This is a genomic window from Streptomyces sp. NPDC012474 (genome assembly GCF_042955185.1).
Classification (GTDB): domain Bacteria; phylum Actinomycetota; class Actinomycetes; order Streptomycetales; family Streptomycetaceae; genus Streptomyces; species Streptomyces cahuitamycinicus.
On record NZ_JBIBEP010000047.1, the window covers coordinates 1 to 7386 of the forward strand.

7 protein-coding genes are annotated in these 7386 nt (G+C 67.4%); 5 read left to right on the plus strand and 2 right to left on the minus strand.

The annotated features are described in order from the left end of the window. The 5 genes from ACFY9S_RS40520 to ACFY9S_RS40540 form a co-directional block, all read left to right on the plus strand. Positions 1–111 (plus strand): aminomethyltransferase beta-barrel domain-containing protein (locus tag ACFY9S_RS40520; protein ID WP_391139153.1); only part of this gene is annotated, 111 nt, incomplete at its 5' end. A gap of 263 nt (positions 112–374) precedes the next feature. Then, positions 375–1532 (plus strand): AAA family ATPase, encoded by a 1158-nt coding sequence (locus tag ACFY9S_RS40525; RefSeq protein ID WP_391139142.1) that lies wholly within the window; start codon positions 375–377, stop codon positions 1530–1532. A 22-nt stretch (positions 1533–1554) separates the two neighbouring features. Continuing rightward, the gene (locus ACFY9S_RS40530) at positions 1555–2322 is read left to right on the plus strand and encodes an RloB domain-containing protein (protein ID WP_391139144.1); all 768 of its coding nucleotides are present in this window, start codon (positions 1555–1557) and stop codon (positions 2320–2322) included. A 111-nt stretch (positions 2323–2433) separates the two neighbouring features. Beyond that, positions 2434–5055 carry an N-6 DNA methylase gene (locus tag ACFY9S_RS40535; RefSeq protein WP_391139145.1) on the plus strand — a complete coding sequence of 874 codons (2622 nt, stop codon included), beginning with the start codon at positions 2434–2436 and terminating at the stop codon, positions 5053–5055. Between the two features lie 10 nt (positions 5056–5065). Continuing rightward, positions 5066–6268, plus strand: coding sequence for a hypothetical protein (locus tag ACFY9S_RS40540; RefSeq protein ID WP_391139147.1), 1203 nt, complete (start codon positions 5066–5068; stop codon positions 6266–6268). On the opposite strand, the gene ACFY9S_RS40545 is transcribed toward ACFY9S_RS40540, so the two are convergent. Further along, on the minus strand, positions 6237–6434 hold the full coding sequence (locus ACFY9S_RS40545) for a DUF397 domain-containing protein (RefSeq protein WP_391139149.1): 198 nt from the start codon (positions 6432–6434) through the stop codon (positions 6237–6239). The genes ACFY9S_RS40540 and ACFY9S_RS40545 overlap by 32 nt on opposite strands. Positions 6435–6442: 8 nt before the next feature. Continuing rightward, positions 6443–7291, minus strand: a complete 849-nt coding sequence (locus ACFY9S_RS40550; RefSeq protein WP_391139151.1) for a Scr1 family TA system antitoxin-like transcriptional regulator — start codon at positions 7289–7291, stop codon at positions 6443–6445. Between the last annotated feature and the right edge of the window lie 95 nt (positions 7292–7386).

The window sequence follows — 7386 nt, forward strand, 5'->3', positions numbered from 1 at the left end:
GTCCGCGGCGTCGCCCCCGGCCAGGCGATCGTGCTGTACGACGGCACGCGCGTGGTGGGCTCGGCGACGATCACGGCGACGACCCGGGAGACGGCGAGTGCCACAGCCTGATGATCATTGAGAGCCCGCAGGAGCTGGCACGGCCCGACCACCCGGCATAGGCTGGCTGTCGCGGAACGCCCGCACAGTGTGAGCCGGCGGCGGGACCTCCCCGCCCCTTCGGGAGGTGGACGGTGCTTCTGCGCTTTCGAGTGGCGAATCACCGCTCGATCCGGGGCGAGGCCGAGCTGACACTTGTCGCCGCAGCAGACGGTGCTGACAGTTCCGACAGCGTCGCGCGGGACAGCGGGATCGCTCAGGACGGTGGCGGGCACGTGCCCGTGCTGCCCGTTGCCGGGATCTTTGGCGCGAACGCTTCCGGTAAGAGCAACCTGCTCAGCGCGTTCCACACCATGCGGGAGGCGGTACGCACCTCCTTCGCGGACTGGGCCAAGTATCCCGGGGTACCTCACCGGCAGCCCTTCAAACTGGACGCCGCCAGCGCCGAGGAGACCACCCTCTTCGAGGTCGACCTGGTCCTCGGCGCCCGCACCCCTGTCCGTTACACGTACGGCTTCGAACTCTCCGACGACCGGGTGGAGGCCGAATGGCTGCACGCCTACCCGGACGGCATCCGGCAGGTCTGGTTCGACAGGGAGGCGGACCGCCCGGCGGAGGACGGCGACGAGTACCTCTTCGAGAGCCCGGCCTTCACCGGCCGCCGCGCCGACCTGGTCGCGCTCACCCGGCCGAACGCCCTCTTCCTCTCCACTGCGGCCACCCTCAACGACCCTCAGCTGTCCGCCCTGCACCGCTGGTTCCTTAACAACCTGTGGCTGATGACCCCGGGCGCGGACATCAGCCACCGTGCCGACTGGACCAAGCGCCGCCTCACCGAACTCCATGCAGACACCGGCTACCGCGAACGACTCGCCCAGCTCCTGGCCGCCGCCGACCTGGGCGTCAGCGGCTTCGATCTCGATCCGGACACCGGCGCGGTCTCTCTTAGGCACCGGACGGAGGGTGCGGAAGCGGTTCCCCTCGACTTCCTCACCGAGGAAAGCTTCGGCACGCACGCGTGGTTCGCCTTCCTCGGCCCGATGCTCGCGGTCCTCGACAGCGGGACGACGCTGCTGGTCGACGAGCTCGACTCCAGTCTGCATCCCACGCTGGCCGCCGAGGTCGTCCGCCTCTTCCAGGACCGCAAGGCCAACACCAAGGGCGCCCAGCTGATCTTCACCACCCATGACGCCACGCTGCTCGGCAACGCCGTACTCGACCGTCCGCTCCGCCGCGACCAGGTGTGGCTCACCGCCAAGACGAAGTCCGGCGCGAGCGAGCTGTATCCGCTGGTTGCCGCCCATCCGGAGGAGGGCGAGGACCTGGAGCGCGGCTATCTGCGCGGCCGGTACGGAGGGGTGCCCCGGGTGACCCCGGGCGAGATCGCCCGCGAGGTGTCCTGGCTGGAGGAGAAGGCGGCAGCGACGGCGTGAGCGAACGGGGTGGGCACGCAGCATGAGCAGCAGGCGCAGGTCGAAGAAGGACGCGGCGAGCCTGGTGATGCCGCCGCAGGCGCCTCCCTCGCCGTTTTCGCGTCGCGAGCGGGTGCTCTACGTGGGGTGCGAGGGCGAGGCGACCGAGTACGACTACCTGCGGTACCTCAACAAGGAGTTCGGGAGCGGGGACAGCAAGACGGGCCGACCGCCCTTCACCATCAAGCCGGTCCGCAAGGCCGACGGGCTGATCCCGTCCCGCGCCGTCAAGGCGGTGGTCGAGGCCGCTCAGGGCGAGGACGAGACCTGGGTGCTCTTCGACCGGGACAGCCACCACGACATCCCCGAGGCCTTCGAGGCCGCAGCGGCCTCGAACACCGAGGTCTGCTTCTCCCACCCCTCCTTCGAACTGTGGCTGCTGCTGCACTTCCAGCCGTTCGGCGGCGCCCAGGGCGCGGCGAAGAACACGCACGTCCTGGAGAAGCTGCGCAAGGCCGACCCCGCGTACAAGCGGTTCGACAAGCCGGACAAGGGTCTCAACGATGCCCGTACCAAGGTGCTGAAGGGCAAGGAGAAGGCGGCGGTGCAGCACGCGCGAGCCCTGGTCGGTCAGTGCGAGCACGGTTCGTGCAAGCCCGCCAACGCCACGTTGGAGGCGCCGAAGTACGACCGCTCGGCGAAGGAGCGGGCCGCCCGCTCGGGGCACGCCAAGGACTGCGACGTCCTGAACCGGGACCCGTCCACCGACGTGTGGCGACTCCTGGTCAGCCTGGGCATTGTGAAGGTCTGAGCGGCGGCGCGGCATACCCGGCCATGGCGGCCCAAATGTCCTGTTGGGCCCTTGGGTCGCGAGCCGTCTAGTCTTCCGTAGCACCTCCATTTCCATACGAAGGATCAGCGCGTGGCCAGAATCACCCTGCCCGAGCTCGAACGCCATCTCTTCTCGGCCGCCGACATCCTGCGCGGCCGGATGGACGCCTCCGAGTACCGCGACTTCATCTTCGGGATGCTCTTCCTGAAGCGGGCCTCGGACGAGTTCGAGCCGGAGTGGAAGCGGGTGTACGAGGAGCGGCTCGCGCAGACCGGCGGCGACGAGGCGAAGGCGCTGGCCAAGGCGAACAACCCGGCCGCCTATCCGCGCGTCTTCTATGTGCCGCCGCGAGCTCGCTGGTGGCGTGGACCGCACCACGACCCGGAGAAGCCGCAGAGCCCGGCGCCCGGCATCATGGCCTTGACCGAGAAGGTCGGCCAGGGCCTCGACGAGGCTTTGGTGGCGCTCCAAGAGGGCAACGACCTGCTCGCGGGCATCGCCTCGCACATCAGCTTCAACGAGGTGGTCGGTACCAAGCCACGCTTCACCGATCCCGAACTCCGTTCACTGATCCGGCACTTCAGCCTCTACCGGCTGCGCAACGAGGACTTCGAGTTCCCCGACATGCTGGGTGCGGCCTACGAGTACCTTCTCGGCCGGTTCGCGGACTCGGCCGGCCAGCGCGGCGGCGAGTTCTACACGCCGCGTTCGGTGGTGCGGATGATGGTGCGCCTGGTCGACCCGCAGCCCGGGGAGTCGGTGTACGACCCGTGCGCGGGCTCCGGCGGCATGTTGATTGCGGCCCGCGAGCACGTCGAGGAGCACGGCGGCGACCCTGAGGAACTGTCGGTCAACGGGCAGGACAAGAACGGCCCGTCCTGGTCCATGGCCAGCATGAACATGGTCCTGCACGGCATCCACAGCTTCGATCTCCAGCACGGTGACACGCTCGCCGAGCCGCTCCACCTCGACGAGAACGGGCGGCTGCGCAAGTTCTCGGCGATCTTGTCGAACCCTCCGTTCTCGCTCCCGTACGACGAGGACGCCGTTGCCAAGGCCGACGAGGACCATGGCAAGCGGATGCACTGGGGCTGGACGCCCGGTAGCGGCAAGAAGGCCGACCTGATGTTCGTCCAGCACATGGTGTCCGTCCTGGAGGAGGACTGCGGGCGAGCGGCCGTCGTCATGCCGTACGGGGTGCTCTTCCGGGGCGGCAAGGAACGCGAGATCCGCATCGGGATGCTCCGCGCGGACTGCGTCGAAGCCGTCATCGGCCTCGGCCCGAACCTGTTCTACGGCGCGGGCGTCCCGGCCTGCATCCTGATCCTGCGACCCCCGCACGGGAAGACCGAACCGAAGCGCCTGCAGAAGGTCCTCTTCATCAACGCCGACCGGGACTTCACTTCCGGCCGCAACCAGAACGAACTCGGCCCCGAACACATCGAGAAGATCGTGACGGTCTTCCGCGAATGGCGTCTCATCGACGGCTACTCGCGCGAGGTCCACCACGACGAACTTCTCACCCCTGACGCGAAGGGCGTTCCAGAGGCGAACTTCAACATCCGCCGGTGGGTGGACAACTCACCGCCCGCTGAGCCGCAGGACGTACGAGCGCATCTCTACGGCGGTGTGCCCGTCGCCGAGGTCGCGGCCAAGGAGAAGCTGTTCAAGGCGTACGGAGTCGACGCTGCTTCGCTGTTCGCGCGCCGGGACGGTGACGCGGATACGGGCTCGGGCTTGGGTGACTACTACGACTACCTGCCGGAGGGCGCGGAGGCGACGGCCGCCCGTATTCCGCGACTGACATACGCGCGGGAGTCGGAGCTGCGCGAGACGTACGACGAGTGGTGGTTGAAGAGCTCCGGTCTCTTCGCGCAGCTCGCGGCGGACCGGAAGCTGATGGACCTGCGCAGCGGGCTTCTCGATGGGTTCACGGCCGCGGTCGGCGGAGCCGGGGTCCTCGACGAGTTCACGACCGCCGGCATCATCGCCGCGTGGTGGACGGAGAACCGCTACGACATGAAGGCCCTCGCGGCGGGCGGCTTCGAGCGGGTCCTGGAAGGCTGGGTCGACTCCGTCGAGGCGATCGTCGACCCGGCGGTCCCGGGTGGCGGCGCGGATGATGCGAAGCGCTCGTCGGTCTCGCCGGCGGAGCGGCGCCGGGCCCTCGACCAGCCGGTCGTACGGGAGTTGATCCCGGAGTTCCTGGAGGCTGTCAAGGCGGCGGACGTGGCGGTCGCGGAGGCGGAGGCCGCGGCGAAGACGGCGGCTGAGGCGAGGTCGGCGGTGGCGGATGCGGGTACGGCAACGGACGACGAGTCCGACTCCGCGTCCGGGGAAGCGGTGGAGTCGGTCGCCCCGGAGGAACTCGCCGCCCTGGACAAGGCGTTGGCGGTAGCGAAGAAGGCCCTGACGGCGGTGCGCAAGAAGCGCAAGGCGCTGGACGACAGCTTCCTGCCGGAGTTGAAGCAGGCGGCCGAGTGGAAGCTGTCCGAGGCGGGCGGCCCGGAGGAGATCGTCCTCGCGGTTCTTCGACGCGACCTGTCCGACCGCTTGAACGTGGCGCTTGCGACGGGCCGCCGCGAGATCGTCGCTTCCTTCCGACGCTGGGCCGAGAAGTACGAGGTGTCACTGACGGACCTGGAAGGCGCCAGCGGCGACGCGGCGAAGGGGCTTGCGGAGTGGCTGGGGGCACTGGGTTATGGGCGTTGAGGTTCGATCCATGGTGGCTCTCAAGGGTGTGCTGCGAAAGGTCGAGACCGGATGGAGTCCGGTCTGCGACTCGGCGCGACCGGCCATGGACGAGTGGGGTGTTCTGAAGCTCAGCGCGGTCACGTCGGGGAAGTTTCTTGCCTCGGAGGCGAAGCGACTTCCCAGCGAGGTCCTGCCAAGGACCGCCTTTGAAGTACGGCCCGGCGATGTCCTCATGTCCCGGGCCAACGGGGTCAAGGCGCTGGTGGGCGTCGCCTGCACGGTGAATCAGGTCCGCTCGAGACTGCTTCTGCCGGACTTGGTGTTCCGGCTGATTGCTGATTCTGACGTGCTGGATCCGGGCTTCCTGGGAATTGTGCTTACCTCAGCTGCTGTGCGGCGGCAGATTGAGGCGGCCATGCGCGGGACCAGCGGCCAGTACAAGGTGTCGCAGGCCGACGTACGAGCGCTGGAGATTCCGCGACTGCCGCTGTCCGAACAACGCGACATCGTCGCCGCGCACGAGGCGTTCGAGCGGCGGATCGGGAACCTCGAACGAGTCGCGCAAAAGCGGAGCACCTTGCTCTCGGCCGCAGTGTCCGCACTGCTTCGGAGTCAGGACAGCTCAGGTGCGACACTGGAGACGATGATGATCTCCTGTGATCCGGGCATCACGCTGGGGGCGCATCGCGCCCCACAGAAGCGGGCCACTGGTTACCTGCGTGTGGCCAACGTGCGGATGGGATGGATCGACACCTCGGACGTCGCTTCCCTGGAGTCGACCAGTAACGACCGTCCCAGGTACGAGCTGGAGGCCGGTGACGTTCTGGTGGTCGAAGGGCATGCAAATCCGGAGCAAATCGGTCGTGCTGCGCTTGTTGGTCCTGTCGAAGAGGGGCTGCTCTACCAGAACCACCTCTTCCGGCTCAGGTTCGACCGCGACGAGGTCGTACCGGAGTTCGCGATGTTGTGGCTGAACTCGGAGGCTGTTCGCTCTTACTGGATCAGCCGGTGCGCTACGAGTTCTGGCCTCTACACGATCAACTCAAAACTGCTGGCGGATGCCCCGTTCCCGGTGGTGCCCATCGAGGAGCAGCGGAAGATCGTGGAGACCTGGCGTACAGGAATTCGCGCAGTCGATTCTCTGCATGGGCAGATCGCCAAGCTCCGCACGATCCAGCACGGCGTGATCGAAGACCTGCTCAGCGGCCGGTCCCGAGTGAACCGGACCTGAGGCCTTCTATCAGCGCACCGAATGACGCCCGGCCCGTGATGAACGCGTTCGCCGGGCGTTTGCTGTCCCGCACGGCGATCCCGTCCCGTGACGTGGCGACCTCGACGCACGCGTTTCCGGCCGCCTCGGAGTAGGAGGACTTGGTCCATCTCAGTTCGGGCAGCACGGCACCTTCTAGAGTTCTCCGACGATTTCGAGGATCCGGTCCCTCGACTCCTTCGGATTCAACGCCACCTGTTCGACCAAGTCCAGCCGTCGCCGGAAGTTGGCCAGTTGGGTTGGGCTGTCGAAGAACACCGCGCCGGTGGGGGAGTCGACCTCGACGGTATCGAGGTGGGAATCGGAGGCCGACACGTACATCATGGTGTCCCCGGCCATCGGAAAACCTTCCGTGGCCAGCGGGATCACGAGCAGCGTTACGTTGGTGCGTTCGCTTTCGGTCAGAAGCCAGTTGAGCTGGCCTTTGGTTGTCTGGCGTCCGCCGACCTGGAACCGGAGCGCGGCTTCATGGACCAGCCCCGTGTAGGGGACAGCCCCTTCCTCGACCACTCGGTGGCGTGACAGGCGGTGTGCTACGCGTAGCTCAACCTCCAGACGTGGCAACGCGGGAAAGTACAAGTCGAACAGCGCACGCGCGTGCTCTTCGGTCTGAAACACGCCGGGGATGTGTGCCATCTGAAGTGTGCGCAGGCTGGAGGCATGGTGTTCCAGTTCGGACACGTCGAGAAAGTCTGGCGGGATCTTGCCGCGGTACTCGTCCCACCAGCCGCGCGTCCGCCCGCCAGTCATGGCGGCGAGTGCGTCGACGAGACTGGTGTTGTCGCATTCGTAGATGCTGGCCAGGCGGCGGAGTCGAGGCTCACTGATGCCGAAACGCCCTGACTCCACGTTGGAGATGGTGGTTCGGTCTGTGCCAAGCAGTTCGGCCGCCCGCGGGGCGGACATTCCAGCGGCCTCGCGTAGCCGGCGCAGTTCTCGACCGAACCGGCGCTGCCGGACGGACGGCGTCGGTCGTGGTGCCATCTAGGGCCTGTCCGGTGAGTCGGCAGGGTCCTCTTGCCTGCCTTCTAGGCTGGCGCCATGGACAACGGGCTCGCTCACGAGGAAAGCGCCTTCAT